Origin of the sequence: Sphingomonas sp. Sphisp66, assembly GCF_047324325.1 — a bacterium.
Lineage (GTDB): Bacteria > Pseudomonadota > Alphaproteobacteria > Sphingomonadales > Sphingomonadaceae > Sphingomonas.
This window is the reverse complement of the sequence record NZ_CP168508.1, coordinates 1,607,963-1,626,302: the sequence shown is the minus strand read 5'-3', so window position 1 is coordinate 1,626,302 and position 18,340 is coordinate 1,607,963. Positions and strand designations below refer to the sequence as shown.

Genomic DNA, 18,340 nt, shown 5'->3' with positions numbered 1-18,340 from the left:
CGATACGATCAGGAGCGAAGAGAAGATGAACAGCCTGCAGGCGCGTAGCGGTCGGCCGCGATATCATGTGGATACCGTTCCATGCGGCTGCCCGGATGATAATTGCGGCGCCTTCCACGTAGTGCGTACCAATCGTCCGTTGCCATCGCCGGACGAAGCAAACGCGACGCTTCGCGCACGCCGCAAAGGCTCGACACCGCAATAACCCGGGCTATTTCCGCCCGAACAGCTTCTCGATGTCGCCATGCGCCAGCTTCACCCAGGTCGGGCGGCCATGGTTGCACTGGCCCGAGTGGGGCGTGACTTCCATCTCGCGGAGCAGCGCGTTCATCTCGGCGACCGAGAGCACCCTGCCCGCGCGCACCGAGCCATGGCAGGCCATGGTCGCGGCGACATGGTCGAGCTTTTCCTTGAGGCTCAGCGCCTCGTCGAAGCTGGCCAGTTCGTCGGCGAGATCGGTGACCAGCGCATGCACGTCGCCCTTGCCCAGATCCGCCGGCACGGCGCGTACGAGCATCGCGTGCGGCCCGAAACGCTCAAGGTCGAGGCCGAACTCGGACAGTTCTGCAATCCGCGCTTCGAGCCGGTCGCACGCGGGCTCGTCGAGCTCGACGACTTCGGGGACCAGCAGGCCCTGCGACGCGACACCGCCCTCGGCCATCGCCTTGCGCATCCGTTCGAGGACGAGGCGCTCATGCGCGGCGTGCTGGTCGACCAGCACCAGGCCATCCTCGGCCTCGGCGACGATATAGGTCTTGGCGACCTGCCCGCGGGCGACGCCGAGCGGGTGCTGGACGCTCTGCGGCACCGGCGCGACCGCCGGCTCGGCACGGGCCAGCGGCGGCGGGGCGGCGAAGCTCGGGCGGCGATCCTGGACGCTGGTGTAATTGTAGGACGGCGCGGGATTGTATTGCGGCGCAGGCGTGAAGGCCGGATCGGCGTCCCAGAGCTGCGGCGCGGGCGCCAGCGGCGCGCTGGTCTCGCTGGTCCACATTCCCAGCGCCGCCTCGCTCGGGCGCTGGACGCTGCGGTGCCCCGCCTCGTCGAGTGCGCGGCGCAGGCCTGACACGATCATCCCGCGCACGAGCGCCGGATCGCGGAAGCGGACTTCGGTCTTGGCGGGGTGAACATTGACGTCAACCTGGTCGGGCGGGACGTCGAGGAAGAGCGCGACCACCGGGTGGCGGTCGCGCGCCAGCATCTCGGCATAGGCGCCGCGCAGCGCGCCGATCAGCAGGCGGTCCTTCACCGGCCGGCCGTTGACGAACAGATACTGGTGATCGGCCACGCCGCGGTTGAAGGTCGGCAGGCCGGCGACGCCGCCCAGCACCAGCCCCTCGCGCTCGAAGTCGATGGCGACGCTGTTCTCGGCCAGCGCGCGGTCGGTGAGGCCGGCGACGCGCTCGGGGCCGGTCTCGCCGCCCTGGACATGGAAGGCCCTGCGGCCGTCATGCTCGACCGAGAAGGCGATGTCGGGCCGGGCCATGGCGAGGCGCTTCATCACGTCGAGGCTGGCCGCATACTCGGCACGCGGCGAGCGCAGGAACTTGCGGCGCGCGGGCACGCGGGCGAACAGCGCCTCGACTCGCACCCGGGTGCCCGGCGGCAGCGGCGCAGGGCCTTCGGAGACGACCGCCCCATTGTCGACAATGCGGTGCCAGCCCTCGGCGCCGCGCACCCGGCTCTCCAGCGTCATCCGCGCGACGCTGGCGATCGAGGGCAGCGCCTCGCCGCGAAAGCCCAAAGTGGTGACCTGGTCGATCTCGTCATCAGGCAGCTTGGAGGTGGCGTGGCGCTCCAGCGCGAGCGCCATCTCGGCAGGCGACATGCCGCAGCCGTCGTCGGTTACTTCGATCAGATCGGTGCCGCCACCGGCGAGCTTGACGGCGATCCGGGTGGCTCCGGCGTCGATGGCGTTTTCGACCAGTTCTTTCAGCGCGCTGGCGGGGCGTTCGACCACTTCTCCCGCTGCAATTCGGTTGACAAGATGTTCGGGCAGACGGCGTATTGACATGGTCGTTGCTCTAGCCCAAGCGACGGCATCCCGCGACCCCAACCGCATCGCACCAGGCCGGATTCTTCAGTCCGTCCCGGAAGGGGCAGGACTAGATTTTTGAAGAGCTGCGCGGCGGGCGCCCGCGCCGCAGGACGGAACCATAGATGGCATTTTCCCGCTTGTTCAATTTCATGTCCCACGACATGGCGATCGATCTCGGCACGGCGAACACCGTGGTGTACCTCCGTGGGCGGGGCGTCGTCCTCAACGAACCGTCGGTGGTCGCGGTCGAGACGCTCAACGGCGTCAAGCGCGTCAAGGCGGTCGGCGACGACGCCAAGCTGATGATGGGCAAGACCCCGGGCAGCATCGAGGCGATCCGCCCGCTGCGTGACGGCGTGATCGCCGACATCGACATCGCCGAAGAGATGATCAAGCACTTCATCCGCAAGGTGCACGGCCAGCGGCGCTTCATGCGCTGGCCGCAGATCGTGATCTGCGTCCCCTCGGGCTCGACCTCGGTCGAGCGCCGCGCGATCCGTGACGCCGCATCGAACGCCGGCGCTTCGCAGGTGTGGCTGATCGAGGAGCCGATGGCGGCCGCGATCGGCGCCGACATGCCGGTGACCGAGCCGATCGGCTCGATGGTCGTCGACATCGGCGGCGGCACCACCGAAGTCGCGGTGCTCTCGCTGCGCGGCCTCGCCTATTCCACCTCGGTCCGCGTCGGCGGCGACAAGATGGACGAGTCGATCGTCTCGTACGTGCGCCGCAACCACAACCTGCTGATCGGCGAAGCCACGGCCGAGCGGATCAAGCAGGAAGTCGGCGTCGCCAAGCCGCCGGCGGACGGCATCGGCCAGACGATCCACATCAAGGGTCGCGACCTGGTCAACGGCGTGCCCAAGGAAATCCAGATCAACCAGGGCCAGATCGCCGAGGCACTCTCGGAGCCGGTCGGCACGATCGTCGAGGGCGTGCGTATCGCGCTCGAGAACACCGCGCCGGAGCTGGCCGCGGACATCGTCGACCAGGGCATCGTCCTCACCGGCGGCGGCGCGCTGCTGCAGGGGATCGACGAAGTGCTGCGCGACGAGACCGGCCTTCCGGTCACGATCGCCGAGGACCCGCTGACCTGCGTGGCGCTCGGCACCGGCCGCGCGCTCGAGGATCCGGTGTTCCGCGGCGTGCTCATCTCGGTCTAATTCGGAAGGCAGGGGGCAATGGCGCCGCCACGCAACCGGCGCTCGGGTTTTTCGCGACGGGCGCAATACGGGCTCTTCCTCGGTTACGTGGGCGCGGTCGGCGGAATGCTGATCGGCGTGGCCCTGCTGCTGCTCTCGACGTTCAATCCGCCGGCCTTCGCGGCGGTGCGGGGTTTCTTGTCGGAGATCACCACCCCCATCGCCTCGGGCTTCACCTGGATCCGCACCAGCGTGGCCGGGGTGCCCGGCGGCGTCTCCAGCTATGTCGACGTCCGCGGCGAGAATGCGCGGCTGAAGAAGCAGATCGCCGATAACGCGCTGCTGGTCAGCCGCGCACGGACGCTGAACCAGGAAAACCGGCATCTGCGCGAGATGCTCAAGCTGCGCGACGTCTCCACCGACGCGGTGGTGGTCGCGCGGCTGGTGGCAAGCTCGCTCGGCAGCACCCGGCGCTATGCCACGCTCAATGCCGGGAACTGGCAGGGCGTGAAGAGCGGCCAGCCCGTGCGCCAGCCCGACGGGCTGATCGGCCAGGTGACCGAGACCAGCCCCAACACCGCGCGCGTGCTGCTGATCGTCGATCCGGAGAGCATCGTCCCGGTGCGGCGCACCCGCGACGGCCTGCCGGCGATCGCCACCGGGCGCGGCGACGGGCTGCTCGACATCCGCTCGGCAAGCGTGGCGACGATGATCTTCCAGCCGGGTGACACCTTCGTCACCTCGGGCACCGGCGGCATCTTCTCGCCGAACATCCCGGTGGCGCGGGTGATCCGCACCTCGCGCGACATCGCCGTCGCCGAGCCCTCGGCCAATCCCGACGCGCTCGACTTCGCGCTGGTCCAGCAGACCTTCCTGCCGGAGCCGGCACCCAGCCCCACACCCTCCCCTTCGTCCAGCGCCAAGCCGGCCTCCGCGAAGAAATAGCGGTGACCGACTTCATCCCCCTCGGCCGAAGCGAGAAGCTGCCGCGCAGCATCTGGCTTGCGCCGCTCTCGGTGGTGCTGGGATCGATGATGACCCTGCTGCCGGTCGTCGCCACCGTGCCTTTCCTGCCGCCGTTCGGGCTGATGATGCTGCTCGGCTGGCGGCTGGTGCGCGGCGACGCGATGAAGGTGTGGATGCCGGTGCCGCTCGGCTTCGTCGACGACATGCTGAGCGGGCAGCCGCCGGGCAGCGCGATGGTGCTTTGGACGCTGGCGATCCTGATGGTCGATGTGCTCGACACGCGGCTGGTATGGCGCGATTTCTGGCAGGACTGGCTGATCGCCAGCGGAGCGATCGCCATGGTATTGGTCGGCGGACGGCTGATCGCGGTACCGTTCAGCGCGCATGTCGATACGGCGCTGCTGCTCCAGATCGTCGTCTCGGCGGCATTATTTCCCGTAATTGCCCGGTTCTGTGCGTGGCTGGATCGGGATAAGAAACAGAACTGATGGTCCGGATCACCGAAGCAGCGCAGGCTTACAGTTTCTCCCGCCGCGCAGTTGTGCTCGGCGGGATCCAGGGTGCTGCCGCGCTGGTGCTGGCAGGGCGGATGACCTGGCTCGCCGTATTCGAGAACGAGCGCTACCGGCTGACCGCCGAGAGCAACCGCGTGCGCCTGACGCTCACGCCGCCGCGGCGCGGCTGGATCGTCGACCGCAACGGCATCCCGATCGCCAACAACCGCACCGCGTTCCGCGTCGACATGATCCCCGACCGGATGGAGGACAAGGAAAAGACGCTCGGCCTGCTCCAGCAGATCCTGAGCCTTTCCGAGGAGGAGATGGCGCGGATCCGCACCGACCTGAAGCGCGCCTCGGGCTTCCAGCCGGTTCAGGTGTCCGACAGCCTCGACTGGGAGCGCTTCGCCGCGGTGAGCGTGCGCGTGCCCGAGATGCCGGGCGTGCAGCCCACCCGCGGCTTCTCGCGCAACTATCCGCTGGCGGCGGGCGTGGCGCATCTGGTCGGCTATGTCGGCACCGCATCGGCCGAGCAGTATCAGAAGGAAAAGGATCCGCTGCTCGTCGCCCCCGGTTTCAAGCTGGGCAAGGACGGGCTCGAGAAGACGCTGGAGGATCGCCTGCGCGGCACGCCGGGCGCCAAGCGCGTCGAGGTCACCGCCCATGGCCGGCTGGTCAAGGAGCTCGCCACCCGGCCCGACAAGCCCGGCGAGACGGTGAAGCTCACCATCGACGCGCTGCTCCAGGAATATGTCGCGCGGCGGCTGGGCACCAACTCGGGCTCGGCGACGGTGATCGACGTCGAGAATGGCGACATCCTCGCCATGGTCTCGATGCCGGCCTATGATCCCAACAGCTTCTCCGACGGCATCAGCCGCAACGAATGGAAGATGCTGAGCGAGGACGATCACGTCCCGCTGATGAACAAGGCGCTGCAGGGCCTGTATCCGCCTGGCTCCACCGTCAAGCCGATGAACGGGCTGGCACTAATGCATGCCGGCGTCGATCCGCATGCCCGCGTCGTCTGCTCGGGCGCGATGCGCGTCGGCAATGGCGTGTTCCACTGCCACAAGCGCGGTGGCCATGGTCCGCTCGACCTCAAGAACGCGATCATGCAGAGCTGCGACATCTATTTCTACGAGATGGTCCGCCGCGTGGGCTATGACGCGGTGGCGCCGATGGCGCGCGCGCTGGGCCTCGGCCAGAAGTTCGACCTGCCCTTCTCCACCCAGCGCTTCGGCACCGTGCCGGACAGCGCCTGGAAGCTGAAGCGCTACAAACAGGCCTGGACGGTGGCGGATTCGCTCAATGCCTCGATCGGCCAGGGCTATGTGCTCGCCAATCCGCTGCAACTGGCGGTGATGGCGAGCCGGCTCGCCTCGGGGCGCCAGCTCGTCCCCCGGCTGCTCGCCGACATGCCCCGCCAGGTGGCCCCGCCGCTCGCCGCCACGCCCGAGCAGTTGGCGATCATCCGCGACGCGATGTTCGGCGTTATCAATTCGGGCGGCACCGGCGGCGCGGCGCGCATCCAGGTGCCCGGCATCACCCTGGCGGGCAAGACCGGCACCGCCCAGGTGCGCCGCATCACCATGGCGGAGCGCGCATCGGGCGTGCTCAAGAACGCCTCGCTGCCGTTCAAGCTGCGCGACCACGCGCTGCTCGTCTGCTTCGCACCGGCGGACAAGCCCAAATATGCCGCGGGCATCGTGCTCGAGCACAATGGCCACACGATCCGCAACCTCGACACGCCGATGATCGGGCGCGACATCATGACCTTCCTGTTCGACCGGAAGCGCGCGATGGACTCGCTGCACGCCGAGGAGCCGACATGGGGTGGCGACTATCGCACCCGGATGGCCGCGCAGGCCCAGGCCTTCTCGACTGCCCAGAACGCTCCGCCCCCCGAGGCGCCGGAGGACGCGGTCGAGGCGGCGAGCACCGTCGCTTCCGAGGCGGCCAACGCCACGACCAGCAACACGATCGACAGCAGCGCGGCCGAACGCGGCAGCGTGGAGGCAGACTGATGGCCACGCTCCAATCCTCCGGCCTGGGTCCCTCAGGCATCGTCCCCGGCCCCCTCGCCCAGCTGCCCTGGCGGATCATCGGGCTGGTGGTAGCGATCGGCATGTTCGGGCTCGTCGTGCTCTATTCGGCGGCGAGCGGCAGCATGACGCCCTGGGCGCTCAACCAGGGACTGCGCTTCTTCGTGTTCCTGGCGATGGCGATCGGCCTGTCGCGCGTGCCCGAGACTTTCTGGGCGCTCGGCGCCTTCCCGATGTACATCGTCATCGTGGTGATGCTGGTGGGCGTGGAGCTGCTCGGCGCCGTCGCCGGCGGCAGCCAGCGATGGCTCGACCTCGGCTTCATCCGATTGCAGCCCTCCGAGTTGATGAAGCCGGTGATCGTGATGGCGATGGCGCGCTTCTACGAGATATTGCCGGCGGGCGAGATCCGGAAGTTCGGGGCGATCTGGCCGGCCTGCGTGCTGCTCGGCATTCCCGCCGGCCTGGTCATGCTCCAGCCCGACCTGGGCACCGCGCTGATGATCTGCTTCGGCGCGGTGACGGTGATGTTCCTGGCGGGCATCCCGCTGCGCCTGTTCATCGGCGGCGCGCTGGCACTCGCGGTGGCGGCCCCGCTGGCGGTGAACTTCGTGCTGCACGACTATCAGCGCAACCGCGTGATGATCTTCCTCGATCCGGAGAGCGATCCGCTGGGCACCGGCTATCACATCAGCCAGTCCAAGGTGGCGATCGGATCGGGCGGCGTGTTCGGCAAGGGCTTCCTGCAGGGTACGCAGAGCCATCTCGACTATCTGCCCGAGGGCCATACCGACTTCGCGCTGGCGACGATGATGGAGGAATGGGGCCTGATGGGCGGCTTCTTCCTGATCCTGGGCTTCGGCACGCTGATCCGCTGGGGCATCGGCGTGAGCATGCGTGCGCAGAGCCGTTTCGCCCGGCTGACCGCGGCGGGCCTCTCCGCGACGATCTTCTATTATTGCGCGATCAACATGGCGATGGTGATGGGCCTGGCGCCGGTGGTGGGCGTTCCGCTGCCGCTTATCAGCTTCGGCGGCACCGCCGTGATGACCTTCATGATCTGCTTCGGAATCCTGCTTTCGATCGACCGCCAGAGCCGCCGCGTGCAGCGTTGGTGATTTTTTCGAAATAGGGGGTTTACAAGCCGCGAACCTCGCCGCTAAAGGCCCACCTCCACTGCGGAGGCGCACTCACCAAGGGCGCCGAAACAACCCGGAATGGACGCATAGCTCAGTTGGTAGAGCAGCTGACTCTTAATCAGCGGGTCCTAGGTTCGAGCCCTAGTGCGTCCACCATTCCTTCTTCTCGGTTGATCGAGATGAACCCCGGAAAATGTCGTTGAGCTAGCGAGCCTGTCTCATGGACGGAGCGGTTGGCGAAGGCGTTCTAATCGATCGATTTCTTTTTGGGCGCACGGCGCAGCACTCGCCCCCGCCTGCCAACGACGCCCAATCTCGCGCAACGCCAATCTTCGAGCGGGACTGGATCGAACCACACGCATGTTGCAGGCCAAGTCAGGTATCGACTAGAGGGTGGTGACCCACCCTGCGCAGTTCGCATGTGCCTGTGAAGGATCGACCAGAGGAACAGAAGTTTGCCCAGTTCTCCTTCGGGCGTCGAAAAGGCCTCTCGCGATCAAGCGCGCCGCCTGCTCCGCCAATGGCTGGCATCGGACGACAATGACCTTCTTGCCGCGATCGACACGCTGGGCAGGCGCGCGATCGGCGGAGCGGCGGAAGCGAGTGCGCGGCTTGATCGCGCAACTTCCCTAGGCCAGTCGGCAGCGAGCAATCTGGCGGAACTCCAGGCCCTCGTGACCGATCTAGGCGCGCCGGTTCGGCCCCGCAGGCGATCCTTCTTCAAACCCGCCGGCACCAACGCCGCGGATGCGCAGACGCGCCTCGAGGCGCTGATCGAGACGCTCGACAGCGAACGCGACGATGTCGCCCGATCCTTGATCACGATCGAGACCGACAGCAAGAAGCTGCACGCCGCCGCCGCCGAGCTGGACGACGCGCTGCAGCTGATCCGCGCGTGCGCCGCGATGATGGACGCGGCAGGTCGCGAGCTGATGTTCGACCAGCCGACCCGTGCCCGTTTCCTGTGCGACACCGCCCACGCACGTCTGCTGTCCCGCGAGCAGGATGTCGCCACCCAGGCCGCGGTCACGCAGCAGGGCATCCTCACCCTGCAATTGCTGATCGACGGGCAGAATGCGCTGGCCCAGGCCCTCGCCCGGGCGCGGGATACCAGCATCGCAGCGCTGCGTACCGCGATCGCGGCCCGCCGCGCGATCACGGGAAGCCAGGACATGGCCCGCCAGGCCGAGGCGCTGGAGCGGACGGCACGCGCGGCGGAGGAAGCGCCGGCAACGCGTGGCGATCTCCAGCGTGTCCTGGACGATGCCATCGATCAGGCCCGCCGCGCGATCGATGCCGCGGCGCAACGGCGCACTCCCCTCTAGCGCGACATCGAGTCGATGCTCTACCGTGCTATGTAACGCATTCGGGTGGGAAAATCGGGTTGGCTGGATTTCTGGACAGGTTGGCGGGATGGCTGAGCGGACCTGCGCGTCCGGATCCCGCACCGGCGAGCAACGCGCCGACCGTGCCGCCGATCTCGGCAGAGGATCCGCGGCTGCCCGATGCATCGCGGCCGCTTGTCGCCAGGCTGCTCGCCCTGATCGCCGATATCGAGGCACGGACGCATGACGACGCGCTGATGGTCTCGGCGCTGACCGAGGTCCGCCAGATGCGTGACAATCATTTGCCACGACTGATCGAAAGCTATGCCGAGATTCCGGCCAGCCACCGTGCCGAAATCTTCCGGCAGACGGGCCGGTCGGCCAGCTACAATCTCAACCAGGGCCTGGAGAAGATGATCGCGCGCCTGGAAACGCTGTCGCGCAGCCTTGCCCAGGAGGACCTGGACAGCTTTGCCGACAATCTCCGCTTCATCGAGAACCGCTACGGCAAGGACGATCCCCTGCCCTGATGCCCGGCCCTGCCGCTAGTCGCTCGTGGTACGAAACCCGGTCAATGATCGGCTCCCGAAACGAGGCGCAGCGGCACGGCATGCGGATCGGCGATGCCGTAAAGTGCCGCCCGGTCCAGCAGCCGCTCGGCCCAGGCGCGATGCGTCGCCGGTTCGCACATCACCCCGTCATGCGCGAACACGGCCGGTGCATCCTCGGCGAGCATCAGCCGCGCCTCCTCGATCTGGTCGGCAGGAACGGCGAGCGCGGTCTGAATGACCGGGACCTGATCGGGATGGATCGCCGTCTTGGTGATCAGGCCATGCTCGATGTCGCGAGCGACCTCGTCGCGCAGCAGCGCGGTGTCGGAGAATTGCTCGAACACCGGCGCGCTGAGTGCGAATCCCCAGGGCGCGAAACCGGCGACCAGCCCGGCGATGATGCTGCCGAGCGGCCCGTCATAGGCAGTGCGCCCCGCAGTGCGGCGCAGACCCATCGCCCGCAACAGGTCGTTGCCGCCGATGCGCAGCGCCAGGATACGCTCCTGCACCGCCAGCAGCTGGTCGCGAAGCCGTCGCATCTCCTGCGGATCGCAGGCCTCGCGCGTCTCCAGCGTCGGCATCAGCCGGTGATGATCGTGGAGCGGCGCGACGAGATAGGCAGGCATGCTCTCGGCATGTGCCTTGGGAATGACGAAGCCCGACAGCCGCTCGACCCCGGGCATGCACAGCACATGCTCCAGCATCGCCGCATTGCGGGGCCGCACGAACAATAGCGGGTCACCCGGCGCCGGCGCACGCGCGGCGAGTGTCCTGAGGAACGCGGACAATCGGGCAAGCGCGACCGGCAGATCGCGATCGAGAACGGCATCCTCGAGGCACAACACCGCCGAGCGCAGTCCCGGGATGCGCTTCGCGCCGAGGAGAACCTCGGCGAGATCCTCGCGCGCGCAAGGCAGATAGAGTGTCGCGCCGAGGGCCAGCGCCGAGATCGGTTTCATGCGTCCTGCCCCAGGCTGCGGATGATCGCCACCGCGCGATAGTGCGAGCCTTCACCGAGTGGCTCGACGGGTATGCCATGCTCGGCAGCGAGGTGAAGAAGATGCGCGACGTCGGCATCCTGCCGATCGCGGACCAGCAGCCGTTCAGGCATGCGGCGCAACAGCGCGCGGGTCGCCTCGGCGATTCCCGGCTTGATCCGGTTGCGGTCACGCGTGCCGCCATGCGCCAGCAGCGCTTCCATCATTGCCTCGCATCCCTCTCTCAGCGTTTCGCGTCGCGCCCCATGCCCGTCGATGGGCCGGGGCGCCACAGCCGCGGCGAGCGGCGCGATGCCGTCGACAAAGGCACGGGACAGATCAGCATCGGCATATTGCGGATAGGTGACACAGGCGTGGAAATCGCCCGGCCCGACCACTTCGGCATTGAGGATCGAACGGCTCACCAGCCCGGAGACGATGCCATTGAGCAGTCCCGAGGCGATCAGATAGTCGTCATCGGTGGCTGCGATATCCGCCTGGCCGGCAGGATCGGCGATCACCGCCAGCTGCGGCGCGAAACCGAGCGGGTTTCCGGCGAGCGCCGCGCGCAACTCTCCGGCAATCGCCCCCTTGCCGGTCCAGCCATCGACGAACACCGCGTCGCGCGGGTCATGATGGGCGGCGATATGGGCAAGCGCGACGAGATCGATGCCGCGGTCGCGGATGATGCTTACCGAATAATGATAGGCGGCGTGCCCGCGAGCGCGCAGGGTCCGGGCCAGCAGCACCCCGATCGGCGTGCCCGCGCGGGCGAGCGAGACGATCACCACTTCGCGGCCCGGCCGTGGGGCCGCGAGATGCGCGGCCAGGCTCGCCACGTCCTGCGCCAGCCGCGCGCCGTTGCGCGCCAGCGCGGCATGGTAGAGCGCCAGATAGGCTGGATCGGGCACGCTCTCCGGCGCGATCATCTCCGAATAATGACGACGGCCGGACTGGATCGCCGCCTCCTTGTCGGCAACGCCAGTCGCAGCCATCGCCACCGGCTTGAGCAGGAACGTGACGTCAGCGGGATCGTAGCTGCCGGAAAAGGGTGCCTCGGCAAGCGCATGGGCCTCAGCGGGCATCGAACATCCCTGCTGCCAGCTGCGAGCGCGGCGGCATCATCGCAAAGTCGCACAACCCCATGAACGGCGCATCGGTCAGGCTGTCGCCGATCCCGATCACCGGCGCGTCGGGAAAGCGGGCACGCAGGCCCGGCAGGATATGCGCCACCGCATGGGCCTTGCCGAGATAGGGCGGCATCAGCGCGACGTTGTTGCCGTTACGGTGATCGGTCCAGCCCGGGGGCAGCGACGGGACCGCGGCATCGACGACCGCGAACAATGTGTCGGCATCCGCATCGTCATGCTTGGCGAGCGTGTAGAGCGGTAGCTCGCCTTCACAGAGCACCCGCGCGTTGATCGGCAGGCCCTGCCCGCGCGCCTCGTCCGCGATCGCCCCGGCCAGATCGGCCAGTTGCCCGGCATAGGAGCCCGCACGGCCGGCAATGGTATCGGCCCAGCCGGCATCGACCTCGCCATCTTCATCCAGCACCACTCCGCCATGCGCACAGACCGCAGCGCGGAACGGGATGCGTGCGCGCCGCAGCGCGTCGAGGCTGCGCGCGGTGACCGGCACGAGATGCGTGGTCTCGGCCAGCCATTCGAGGAACTGCATCTGGCGCGGCGTCGCATAGCTGAGCGGCGAACCGTCGCGGGCAAAGCCCAAAGGCGTCAGCCGTTCGACCGGCACCTCGGGCGGGCATTTGCGCAGCGTCTGGAACAGCGTGTCGTCCAGATCGACCAGGGCGATGGCGCGGCTCATGCAGCCCAGCCGACCAGCCGGGCGTCGAGCGCTGCAACCAGCGCGGGGTCGATCGTCTTCGCCCCGGTCTCGTGCGCGATCCAGTTCGCGCGTCCATCGGTCGGATCGGCATTGTAGAGATAATTGGGCACGCCGGTTCCGTAATTGTCGGAGAAACAGAGCTTGACGGTCATCGCCGCGCCGAGCCGCGCAGGGCTGCGGCTGGTCGCCTGCACGACGACGTCATGTCCCCCGGCAGCCAGTTGCTCGGCCAGCCTGAAGGGCAGGTAAGTGAATTCGCCGGTGCCGATGATGCGAAGCGGCCCGGTCACTTCCGGCAGTGCCGAAGAAGGCGCCGGCGCAATCGGCGCGTCGATCCCGAGCCGGCCGAAATTGCGGTGCGACGCCATCCGCCCGAGCGAGGCAGCCGCCATGTCGAACGCGGCGTCGGCAGTCACCGCTTCGCCCTGCGTCCAATCGAGCCGCCCGCGGAGCAGCGCCGCAACCTGGGTCGGGCGCGGCATCCGTGCCTGCCAGCCCTTGCCTACCGACCAGTCTGTCAGCGTCGCAACGACGATCGCCTCGACGCGCGGCCAGGCGGCAACCAGCGCGTCGGCCAGGTTGCACAGGGTCGTGCCGGTCGAGACTTCGTCATCGACAATCACCAGCGATCGCGGCTCGGGCAGGTCCGGGCGATAGATCAGATGCGCCGAGGCGTGGCTATGCGGCTCCTCGAAGCGGCACAGCAGCGGATGATCGAGTTGCTGGCGGGTCGAGTGGAGGAAATGGATATCCTCGCGACCAGTCGCCGCGCGCAGTTCCTCGTGGACGGTCTGGCCAAGGCACACCGCAGTCTCCGCCAGGCCGATCACCATCACCGGGCCCGGCAGGTCGGCAGGGACACGCGCGGCAAGGTCGCGCACGCTCTGCCGCATCACCTGCGGTGCGGCGGGCAGATGCCGGCCGAGCACGCGCGAGACCACGAGGAATCCCCGCCGCGGATTCTCGCGCGCGGCGAAATCGCACAGACTGTCGAGCGGCCAGGCGGCCTCCTCGATCGCGATGTCGAGCCGGCCGGTCGCTAGCGTAATCGACCGGGTCGCCGAGGCGAGCGTCAGCATTCGCAGCTGACCTTGGCGATGAAGTCGCGCGCGCGGCGGACTACTTCGGCGCGGCCCGCCACGCTCGCCTCGCGCGCCATTTGCGGCTCGATCCCGAAGGCATCGAGGAAACTGAGCATCATCGCGCCCTTGATCCCGAAATTGATGTTCTCGCCGCTGGCCCCACGCTCGCGGATGCGATCGAGATTGAGTGACGAACTGACCAGCCCGACAAGGTGCCCTGCCATATCGAGGATCGGTCCGCCACTGTTGCCGCTGGCGATCGGCGCGGTGAACTGGAACACGCTGCTGTCATTGCCGATTCCGCATAGCGCGGCAATGTTGCCGGCGCTCGCCTGCGGCCCGGTGCCGAGCAGTCCCTGGAGCGGGAAGCCGAGCGCGACGATGTCCTCGCCGAGATGCAGCCCCACCTGCGAGCGAAACTGGGCGACGCCGGGCAGCACCGCTTCGACATGGAGCAGCGCCAGGTCGTTCCGCGAATCGGCGAACACCGTTTCCGCCGGGATCGCGCGGCCGCCGACATGGACGGTGACCGACCGCGCATCCTCCACGACATGCGCGTTGGTCAGGATATGGTTGCGGTCGATGGCCACGCCGCTGCCGCTAGAGGGACCGCTACCGCGTGGGCGGGGATCGCCGTCATAGCCGGAGCCGCTTCCCGGGTGCAGCCGCGGGATCAGCCGCATCACCCAGCCATGATCGATGCCGTGCGCGGCCGCGATCGCGTTCAACCCCATCGCGAAACCCTGGCCGTTGGCGGAGATCCGCCAGGCGCCCTGGTGGCGATAGCATTCGACGAGGATCACCGCGGCATCGGTACGGCCGCGCAGGTCGGCGGCGAAGCGCAGCTCGCCGGTCTCCACCGTGACGGTTCTGCCGATCGGCTGGTTGCCGCGATCGAAGGCGATCAGCATCAGCCGCTCGACTGGTGCCGGCATGGCATCGAGGTCGATGCGCAGCCGCGTCTCGTCCTCGAATTGCGCCGCCGGGCGCATCTCCCGCGTGAGCGCGTCGATCGGCGGGAAGGCGGGCGCGGTCCGGCGATCCGCCCCCAGCGCGATCAGCGCAAGAACCGGTGGCGCGCCGCCATCGCCGGAAAGCGCAAGGACCTGCGCTCCGGCAATGGCCGCCCGTTCGCCCGCAACCAGGTCACGCATATGCGGGCGCAGTCGCGGAGGTCAGATATTGACGCCGAAGGACTGGGCCAGCGGCCCGAGCCCGCCGGCGAAGCCCTGGCCGATCGCCTTGAACTTCCACTCGCCATTGTGGCGATAGAGTTCACCGAAGATCATCGCCGTCTCGGTCGAGGCATCCTCGGACAGGTCGTAGCGGGCGATCTCGGTGCCGCCATCGGCGTTGACCACGCGGATGAAGGCGTTGGAGACCATGCCGAAATTCTGGCGGCGGCCCTCGGCCTCGTGGATCGTCACCGCGAAGCTGAGCTTCTGGACGTCGGCGGGAAGCTGGTCGAGCGTCACCGCCACGACCTCGTCGTCGCCGCTGCCCTCGCCCGTCGTGTTGTCGCCCTGGTGGACGACCGAGCCGTTGCCGCCGTTCCGGTTGTTGTAGAACACGAAATCAGCGTCCGAGCGGACCTTGCCGCCCTCGTTGAGCAGGAAGACGCTGGCGTCGAGATCGAAGGCGCTGCCGTCGGTGACGCGGGTGTCCCAGCCGAGGCCGACGCGCACGGCCTTGAGGCCCGGTGCTTCCTTGCTCAGGCTGACATTGCCGCCCTTGGAAAGCGAAACTGCCATGATGAATACTCCTTGCGGCCAGGATCAGCCGATGTTGACGCCGTAGTTGCGCGCGAGCGGCGCGAGGCCACCCTTGTAGCCCTGCCCCACGGCGCGGAACTTCCACTCGCCATTGTGGCGATACACTTCGCCGAAGATCATCGCGGTCTCGGTCGAGGCATCCTCGGCGAGGTCGTAGCGCGAGATCTCACGACCATTGGCGTCGTTGACGATACGGATGAAGGCGTTGGAGACCATGCCGAAGCTCTGGCGGCGGCTCTCCCCCTCGTGGATCGTCACTGCGATCGCGATCTTCTGCACCTCCTCGGGCACCCGGCTCAGCTCGACCTTGAGCGCCTCGTCATCGCCGTCGCCCTCACCCGTGCGGTTGTCGCCGGTGTGCTCGACCGAGCCGTCGCTCGAGCGCAGGTTGTTGTAGAAGATGAAGTCGCCGTCGCCACGCACCTTGTCCCCGCTGGCGAGCAGGAAGGCGCTGGCGTCGAGGTCGAAGTCCGCGCCATCGGTGGTGCGCGTGTCCCAGCCCAGGCCGATCAGGATCTTCGAAAGATTGGGCTCTTCCTTGGAAAGGCTGACATTGCCGCCCTTGGACAGGCTTACCGACATGATATTCTCTCCTGACTACGATCGATTGAGGTGTTCGCCCGTCGGGGCAATCGGATCGGCTTCCTCCAGCGGGATTTCCCCGGCCGCCTCGGCGCGGTTGCTCCGCAGCGAGGCGATGAAGGCCAGACCGATGAAGCCGGCGCCGATCAGCCCGGTCACCGTCTCGGGAATCTCGAAGCGGACCGACAGCAGCATGATCGCGGCCAGCGCGATGATCGCATAGAAGGCGCCGTGCTCGAGATAGCGATATTCGGTAAGCGTGCCGCGATCGACGAGCATCACCGTCATCGAGCGGACGAACATCGCGCCGATGCCGAGGCCGAGCGCGATGATGAACAGGTTGTTCGAGAGCGCGAAGGCGCCGATCACGCCGTCGAACGAGAAGGATGCGTCGAGCACCTCGAGATAGAGGAAGCCGGCAAGCCCCGACTTGGCGACCACGACGGCAGCGTCCGTGCCGGAACCGGCAACCTCTTCCTCCTCCTCACGCTCGAGCAGCGCGCCGATCGCCTGCACGCCGATATAGGTGACGAGGCCGAAGATGCCCGAGACGATGAAGGTCATGCCCTCCTCGGGATGGATCATCCGCGAGATGCCGTAGAGCGCGAGCAGCACCAGGCCGATCGCCAGGCCCGATACCCGCGACAGGCTCGAGAAGGGCTTCTCGATCATGCTGATCCAGTGCGATTCCTTGTCCTCGTCGAGAAAGAAGGTCAGCCCCACCATGGCAAGGAAGGCACCACCAAAGCCGGAGATGCCGACATGGGCGCTGGTGATGATCCGCTCATAGGTTGCAGGATCGGTCGCGGCGAGCTTGATCGCGTCGATCGGCCCCATCTTCGCGGCGATCGCGACGATCACCAGCGGGAAGATGATCCGCATGCCGAACACCGCGATGAGGATGCCCCAGGTCAGGAAGCGCCGGCGCCAGACCGGATCCATGTCGCGCAGCACGGTGGCGTTGACCACGGCATTGTCGAACGACAGCGACACTTCGAGCACGCCGAGCACCAGCACGATCCAGAGGATGCCGAGCGTGCCGACGATGCTGTGCGTGATCGTCCAGCCGAGCCACGCACCGATTGCGAGGCACAGCGCCGTGAACAGCAATGAACCCTTATAGTATCTGAACAACGTCTTCCCCCTTGTGCCGGTTACGGCTCAATCCTTGCGGCCGGCGACCCAGCGCAGGCCCCAGCCCAGCATTTCGTCCAGCACCTGCTGGTCGCGAACATATTCCACGATCCGGGTGACCTTGAGCCGCCCGGCGTCATTCTCGATCAGCACGATCCCGCACAGCCGGCGATCGTCGCGCCCTTCGGTCATCCGCACTTCGATCGGCGGCTGATCGGGCATGGTCACCAGCACGACGCCATCGGTCTGCTGCCAGTTGGGCACGCCGTCATAGATGTTGGCGAACACCGCGATGCGCCGGATCTGCGCCCAGTGCGCACCGTTGATACGCATCGTCTCGCCCTGGGAGACGTCGCCGGTGCGGTCGTCGCCCGACAGCGCGATATGGGGCAGCTGGTGGAACGAGCCGAAGGCGTTGCCGAGCGCCTGGACGACGCCCTTGCGCCCATCGGCCAGCTCGAACAGGCAGCCGAGGTCGAGATCGATCGCACTGCCGCCACCGAAAAAGCCCTTGCGGCCGCGCGACCAGTTCAGGTTGATCGTGATCTCGCCAAAGCTCGCCCCGCGCTTCTCCAGGCTGACCGTCTGGCCCGGCTTTTCGAGCGTCACCTTGCTCAGGTTGACCGGTGCAGATGGCGGTGGCGGTGGCGGTGGCGAAGCAGGTGCCGCCTCTTCCGCCACGTCGATGCCGAACGAGCGGGCCAGCGGCGCAAGACCCCCGTTGAAACCCTGTCCCACCGCGCGGAACTTCCACTCGCCGTTACGACGATAGAGTTCGCCAAATGTCATCGCCGCTTCGCTGGCCCCTGCAAGCGAAGGCGCGAAACGCAGAGCAGCCGCGCCTCCGGAAGGCGCGACACTGATCTCCGCGCCGTCAAGCAGCGCGAGGGTCTGGCTCTTCGCCTGCGCCTCATGGATGGTGACGCAGAACACGATCTTCTCGATCTCGGCGGGAAGCCGCGCGAGATCGACTTCGAAGCTGCCCCTGTTCCCCGAAGACACGAAGCGGATGCCGCCGCTGCCGCCTTCAGGCTGGTTGTAGAAGACCATATCGGTGTCGCCGCGGACCTTGCCCGAGGCGGTCAGCAGATAGGCCGAAGCATCGGCATCGACGTCACGCCCCGCCGCCACCGTCCATGCGAAGGCGATGGTCAGCGCATTGCCGGGCACGGGGGCGTTGCCGCCCTGTTGCAGATCGGTCATGCGAATATCCCGTATTACACCGCGAAGCGCCTGTTGCCTCCGCGC

17 protein-coding genes and 1 tRNA gene are annotated in these 18,340 nt (G+C 67.5%); 8 read left to right on the top strand and 10 right to left on the bottom strand.

Annotated features, from left to right (window positions below):
* Positions 1–211 precede the first annotated feature (211 nt).
* Complete coding sequence (gene mutL / locus ACEN8G_RS07930) at positions 212–2,014, bottom strand: DNA mismatch repair endonuclease MutL (RefSeq protein ID WP_413414500.1); 1,803 nt, start codon at positions 2,012–2,014, stop codon at positions 212–214.
* Between the two features lie 146 nt (positions 2,015–2,160).
* Here mutL and ACEN8G_RS07925 point away from each other — a divergent pair, with 146 nt between their 5' ends.
* The 8 genes from ACEN8G_RS07925 to ACEN8G_RS07890 all read left to right on the top strand — a co-directional run bounded on the left by ACEN8G_RS07925 (position 2,161) and on the right by ACEN8G_RS07890 (position 9,679).
* Complete coding sequence (locus ACEN8G_RS07925) at positions 2,161–3,201, top strand: rod shape-determining protein (protein WP_307118856.1); 1,041 nt, start codon at positions 2,161–2,163, stop codon at positions 3,199–3,201.
* A gap of 105 nt (positions 3,202–3,306) precedes the next feature.
* Positions 3,307–4,125: a rod shape-determining protein MreC gene (gene mreC, locus ACEN8G_RS07920; RefSeq protein ID WP_413414501.1), complete on the top strand. Its 819-nt coding sequence runs from the start codon at positions 3,307–3,309 to the stop codon at positions 4,123–4,125.
* Between the two features lie 2 nt (positions 4,126–4,127).
* The gene (gene mreD, locus ACEN8G_RS07915; protein ID WP_307118854.1) at positions 4,128–4,634 is read left to right on the top strand and encodes a rod shape-determining protein MreD; all 507 of its coding nucleotides are present in this window, start codon (positions 4,128–4,130) and stop codon (positions 4,632–4,634) included.
* The gene (gene mrdA / locus ACEN8G_RS07910; protein ID WP_413414502.1) at positions 4,634–6,667 is read left to right on the top strand and encodes a penicillin-binding protein 2; all 2,034 of its coding nucleotides are present in this window, start codon (positions 4,634–4,636) and stop codon (positions 6,665–6,667) included. The genes mreD and mrdA overlap by 1 nt, the downstream gene beginning before the upstream one ends.
* A complete protein-coding gene (gene rodA, locus ACEN8G_RS07905) occupies positions 6,667–7,803 on the top strand; it encodes a rod shape-determining protein RodA (RefSeq protein WP_307118852.1) in 1,137 nt (378 codons plus the stop codon). The genes mrdA and rodA overlap by 1 nt, the downstream gene beginning before the upstream one ends.
* Positions 7,804–7,904: 101 nt before the next feature.
* A tRNA-Lys gene (locus ACEN8G_RS07900) sits at positions 7,905–7,980 on the top strand.
* Positions 7,981–8,279: 299 nt separating this feature from the next.
* Positions 8,280–9,149, top strand: coding sequence for a toxic anion resistance protein (locus ACEN8G_RS07895; protein WP_413414503.1), 870 nt, complete (start codon positions 8,280–8,282; stop codon positions 9,147–9,149).
* 59 nt (positions 9,150–9,208) lie between these two features.
* Positions 9,209–9,679: a hypothetical protein gene (locus tag ACEN8G_RS07890; protein WP_413414504.1), complete on the top strand. Its 471-nt coding sequence runs from the start codon at positions 9,209–9,211 to the stop codon at positions 9,677–9,679.
* 41 nt (positions 9,680–9,720) lie between these two features.
* Here ACEN8G_RS07890 and ACEN8G_RS07885 read toward each other — a convergent pair whose 3' ends face one another.
* Genes ACEN8G_RS07885 through ACEN8G_RS07845 form a run of 9 tightly spaced genes read right to left on the bottom strand, consistent with a single transcriptional unit; the run spans position 9,721 to position 18,295 of the window.
* Positions 9,721–10,659: an HpcH/HpaI aldolase/citrate lyase family protein gene (locus tag ACEN8G_RS07885; RefSeq protein WP_413414505.1), complete on the bottom strand. Its 939-nt coding sequence runs from the start codon at positions 10,657–10,659 to the stop codon at positions 9,721–9,723.
* The gene (locus tag ACEN8G_RS07880; RefSeq protein ID WP_413414506.1) at positions 10,656–11,762 is read right to left on the bottom strand and encodes a cysteine protease StiP domain-containing protein; all 1,107 of its coding nucleotides are present in this window, start codon (positions 11,760–11,762) and stop codon (positions 10,656–10,658) included. The genes ACEN8G_RS07885 and ACEN8G_RS07880 overlap by 4 nt, the downstream gene beginning before the upstream one ends.
* Positions 11,752–12,501, bottom strand: coding sequence for a hypothetical protein (locus ACEN8G_RS07875; protein ID WP_413414507.1), 750 nt, complete (start codon positions 12,499–12,501; stop codon positions 11,752–11,754). Before ACEN8G_RS07875 ends, ACEN8G_RS07880 begins: the two co-directional genes overlap by 11 nt.
* Positions 12,498–13,601 (bottom strand): phosphoribosyltransferase domain-containing protein, encoded by a 1,104-nt coding sequence (locus ACEN8G_RS07870; RefSeq protein ID WP_413414508.1) that lies wholly within the window; start codon positions 13,599–13,601, stop codon positions 12,498–12,500. Before ACEN8G_RS07870 ends, ACEN8G_RS07875 begins: the two co-directional genes overlap by 4 nt.
* Complete coding sequence (locus ACEN8G_RS07865; RefSeq protein WP_413414509.1) at positions 13,595–14,758, bottom strand: trypsin-like peptidase domain-containing protein; 1,164 nt, start codon at positions 14,756–14,758, stop codon at positions 13,595–13,597. Before ACEN8G_RS07865 ends, ACEN8G_RS07870 begins: the two co-directional genes overlap by 7 nt.
* 21 nt (positions 14,759–14,779) lie before the next feature.
* Complete coding sequence (locus ACEN8G_RS07860; protein WP_413414510.1) at positions 14,780–15,355, bottom strand: TerD family protein; 576 nt, start codon at positions 15,353–15,355, stop codon at positions 14,780–14,782.
* 24 nt (positions 15,356–15,379) lie between these two features.
* Entirely contained in the window at positions 15,380–15,958 is a 579-nt protein-coding gene (locus tag ACEN8G_RS07855; protein ID WP_413414511.1) for a TerD family protein, read from the bottom strand.
* A gap of 15 nt (positions 15,959–15,973) precedes the next feature.
* On the bottom strand, positions 15,974–17,092 hold the full coding sequence (locus ACEN8G_RS07850) for a DUF475 domain-containing protein (RefSeq protein WP_413414512.1): 1,119 nt from the start codon (positions 17,090–17,092) through the stop codon (positions 15,974–15,976).
* A 27-nt stretch (positions 17,093–17,119) separates the two neighbouring features.
* Positions 17,120–18,295 (bottom strand): TerD family protein, encoded by a 1,176-nt coding sequence (locus ACEN8G_RS07845; protein WP_413414513.1) that lies wholly within the window; start codon positions 18,293–18,295, stop codon positions 17,120–17,122.
* Positions 18,296–18,340 lie beyond the last annotated feature (45 nt).

Bases quoted from the DNA above. Each gene is read 5' to 3' on its own strand.
- ACEN8G_RS07855 (WP_413414511.1), bottom strand. From the start codon at position 15,958: ATGTCGGTAAGCCTGTCCAAGGGCGGCAATGTCAGCCTTTCCAAGGAA.
- ACEN8G_RS07870 (WP_413414508.1), bottom strand. From the start codon at position 13,601: ATGCTGACGCTCGCCTCGGCGACCCGGTCGATTACGCTAGCGACCGGC.
- mrdA (WP_413414502.1), top strand. From the start codon at position 4,634: ATGGTCCGGATCACCGAAGCAGCGCAGGCTTACAGTTTCTCCCGCCGC.
- ACEN8G_RS07885 (WP_413414505.1), bottom strand. From the start codon at position 10,659: ATGAAACCGATCTCGGCGCTGGCCCTCGGCGCGACACTCTATCTGCCT.
- ACEN8G_RS07845 (WP_413414513.1), bottom strand. From the start codon at position 18,295: ATGACCGATCTGCAACAGGGCGGCAACGCCCCCGTGCCCGGCAATGCG.
- mutL (WP_413414500.1), bottom strand. From the start codon at position 2,014: ATGTCAATACGCCGTCTGCCCGAACATCTTGTCAACCGAATTGCAGCG.
- ACEN8G_RS07865 (WP_413414509.1), bottom strand. From the start codon at position 14,758: ATGCGTGACCTGGTTGCGGGCGAACGGGCGGCCATTGCCGGAGCGCAG.
- ACEN8G_RS07880 (WP_413414506.1), bottom strand. From the start codon at position 11,762: ATGCCCGCTGAGGCCCATGCGCTTGCCGAGGCACCCTTTTCCGGCAGC.
- ACEN8G_RS07925 (WP_307118856.1), top strand. From the start codon at position 2,161: ATGGCATTTTCCCGCTTGTTCAATTTCATGTCCCACGACATGGCGATC.
- ACEN8G_RS07875 (WP_413414507.1), bottom strand. From the start codon at position 12,501: ATGAGCCGCGCCATCGCCCTGGTCGATCTGGACGACACGCTGTTCCAG.
- rodA (WP_307118852.1), top strand. From the start codon at position 6,667: ATGGCCACGCTCCAATCCTCCGGCCTGGGTCCCTCAGGCATCGTCCCC.
- mreC (WP_413414501.1), top strand. From the start codon at position 3,307: ATGCTGATCGGCGTGGCCCTGCTGCTGCTCTCGACGTTCAATCCGCCG.
- ACEN8G_RS07860 (WP_413414510.1), bottom strand. From the start codon at position 15,355: ATGGCAGTTTCGCTTTCCAAGGGCGGCAATGTCAGCCTGAGCAAGGAA.